The organism is Nocardia sp. NPDC002869, assembly GCF_046764065.1.
Taxonomy (GTDB): Bacteria; Actinomycetota; Actinomycetes; order Mycobacteriales; family Mycobacteriaceae; genus Nocardia; species Nocardia rhamnosiphila.
Genome location: NZ_JBKOOL010000344.1, coordinates 1 through 1,179, shown reverse-complemented (window position 1 = coordinate 1,179; position 1,179 = coordinate 1). Strand labels below are relative to the sequence as shown.

General features: G+C 65.1%; 2 protein-coding genes. Both read left to right on the top strand.

Annotation, left to right across the window (positions count from 1 at the left end):
• Positions 1–16: 16 nt before the first annotated feature.
• Positions 17–475, top strand: coding sequence for a hypothetical protein (locus ACLML9_RS28795; RefSeq protein WP_411948436.1), 459 nt, complete (start codon positions 17–19; stop codon positions 473–475).
• Positions 476–722: 247 nt separating this feature from the next.
• On the top strand, positions 723–1,179 hold a 457-nt coding region (locus ACLML9_RS28790), incomplete at its 3' end, for a DUF2637 domain-containing protein (protein WP_411948435.1).

Sequence of the window (1,179 nt, the reverse complement as noted above, 5' to 3'; positions counted from 1 at the left end):
ACAAGGAGTTTCAGAGATGGCATTGAAGGACATGTGGATTCCGACCGACTTCCGTTCCGTGTTCCCGAAGGGTGTGTTGCTGCTGGGTGATGTCGAGGCGCAGACCGAGTTCAGTGAGGACCGCAACGCGCCGAAGCGTCAGGCGCAGGATTACGACCGGGAGGGCAACGGCTCGGGTAAGCGCCTGTGGAAGGCGACGATCATGGACCGGGCGGGCGGCAAGGCGAACCAGGCCAGTTACGACATCACGTTCGTTGCTGATCAGATGCCGGTTCCTTCGGAGCCGGAAGTTCTGGAGGGCCTGCGTCCGATCGAGCTGGAGGGGCTGCTGCTCAAGCCTCGGGTGGTCGGTAACGGCCAGTTCAAGTCGATCGGCTTCATGATCCGTGCGACCGGGATCAAGGGCGATAACTCCGGTTCCAGGCAGGCTCCGGCTGATCAGGGTGCGGCTCGTCCGTCCGGGAAGGCCGCGTGATGGCTCGCTTGGGTTTGCATGTCGCGACCGATGAGCCGATCACGGTGCGGTATGTCCCGACTATCCCCCTCGTCGGGGCTGCCGGTTGCCCGGCGCACATGGTGATGCGGTTCTCGGAGGGGTCGGGTACTGCCTGGTTGACCCCGGATGAGGCTCGCGATCTGGTGTCGGAGTTGTCGGCGGCGCTGGCTGAACACGACGCGGCCACCACCTTGCCTGCTGGTTCTGTTCAGGTTGGGGTGTCGTGATGCGGGCGGCGGATCAGTCGGCGGGGATGATGCGCCTGGCGCGCTGGTCCGCCGCACTCATCATCGTCGGTGTGGGAGCGGCAGCGTTTCGGCTGTCGTTCTCCACCCTGCAAGATCTCGCCCGGATCTCGGGCATGCCTGCCGCCGATGCGTGGCTGTTCCCGCTGATCGTGGATGGCACCATCCTGCTCGCCACGTTCGGGGTGCTGGTGTGTGCCAACCACAAGTCCGAACGCCGCTTCTTCCTCGGCGTGCTGGTCGTCGGTTCCCTGGTCTCGGTCGCCGGTAACTCCGTGCATGCGGTCGTGGCCACCGATTCACCCTTGGGTCTGTTCGCGGCGTTGGTGGCGGCGGTCGCTCCGATATCGCTGCTGGTCGATACCCACGGCCTCGCGCTGCTGTTCCGCGTCTCCACCACGCAGCCCGAACCCGAACCCGAGCCTGCTCCGGCTGCTT